Annotated in this window: 2 protein-coding genes; one reads left to right on the top strand and one right to left on the bottom strand. The window is 71.5% G+C overall.

The annotated features are described in order from the left end of the window. Positions 1-499: M23 family metallopeptidase (locus AB0I83_RS31440; RefSeq protein WP_356538268.1), on the bottom strand; the 499-nt coding region annotated here is incomplete at its 3' end. 184 nt (positions 500-683) lie between these two features. Between AB0I83_RS31440 and AB0I83_RS31435 the strand changes: the two genes are divergently transcribed. After that, positions 684-1452: glycoside hydrolase family 25 protein (locus AB0I83_RS31435; protein ID WP_363307046.1), on the top strand; the 769-nt coding region annotated here is incomplete at its 3' end.

Genomic DNA, 1452 nt, shown 5'->3' with positions numbered 1-1452 from the left:
ACCCGCCTCCGCCGCCGCCACCCAGGTAGTTCAGCGGGTTGACCCGGGTACCGCCCGGGGTGATCAGGTGCCAGTGCACGTGCGGTCCGGTGGAGCTTCCCGAGCCGGGGGCACCGACGGCGCCTCCTGAGCGCCCGACGATCGCCCCCTTGGCGACCGAGGTGCCGTCGGCCACCAGGAACTGGGACAGATGCATGTACTGCGTCCGGTACCCGTCGCTGTGGGTGATGGTCACGGTGTGACCACCGGTGCCGTTGTCCGGGATGTTCGTGACGACTCCGGCACCCGCGGCCGGCAGCGCGGTGCCGACGCCCATCCCGTAGTCGATCCCGCCCAGGGAGCCGTCGTCGAGGTGGTCCTGCCAGGTTCCGGTGATCTGGTAGCCGCTGAAGGGGTTGTAGAGGTCGAGCGCCGCGGCGGGACTCCCCGAGAACAGCACGCCGCCGGCCGCCAGTCCGAGCGTGGTGACCGAGCCTCGCAGCAGGGTGCGCCGGCTCATCCCGGTCTGTGGCCGAACCTGCCGGCCGTCACCGGTCCCGTGAGTTTCGTACACAGCAACTCCCTTATGAATAAGGCGACTTGACCTGACGTCGCAGCACGGGACCACGGTAGCCTACGCGCATAGATAGTGACACGCACATGACATACCCCTGTCAGGAGCCCCACCCCTCACCGGAGGACACATGCGCAGAAGAAGCCTGATCCGCGGCGCCGTGGCGACCGCGCTCGCCCCCGCCGGAATGCTCGCGGCCACCGGCGCCGAGGCCGCCACCGGCCCCGCCCCCACGAGCGCCCCCGACCTTCAGGGACTGGACGTCTCGAACAGCCAGCTCGGCATCGACTACGCCCGCGCGGCGTCGGAGGGCCGGGAGTTCGTCGTCGTCAAGGCCGGAGGGTGCCAGCTCGCCGAGGGGCCCTACACCTCGTCCTCCTATGCCGGCCATGTCGACGGCGCCCGCGCCGCGGGCCTGAGGGTGGGTCACTACTGGGTGTCGGGAGACTTCCTCACCCCCACCGCCGCCGCCGACCACTTCGTGGACCACTTGCACGACTACCGCGTCGGCGACGTGCTCGCCCTGGACGTGGAGGTCCTCGACGACTCCACCCGCCTGTGGAACGACGGGGACGTCTCCACCTGGTTCAACCGGGTCCGGGAGCGGGTCGGATCGTACGTGCCGTGGTTCTACATCAGCACCGGCGCTCTGCGCACGGGCACCTGGACCCGCACCGTCGCAGCCGGCGCCCACCTGTGGGCGGCCTCCTGGGGAGCCAACGACGGCACCTGGCCCGGCGCACCCGACCTCGGCGGCCACTACCCCGACTGGGCCGCCCACCAGTACACGTCCGCCGGCTCGGCCGGCGGCACCTCCCCCGTCGACCTCGACCTCGCCCGCTCCTGGGCCTTCGACCTCACCGAGCCGACCGACCCACCGGACCCCGGGGAGGACCCGC

Source organism: Streptomyces sp. NPDC049970 (assembly GCF_040660235.1).
Classification (GTDB): domain Bacteria; phylum Actinomycetota; class Actinomycetes; order Streptomycetales; family Streptomycetaceae; genus Streptomyces.
This window is presented reverse-complemented; position numbering and strand designations above follow the sequence as displayed.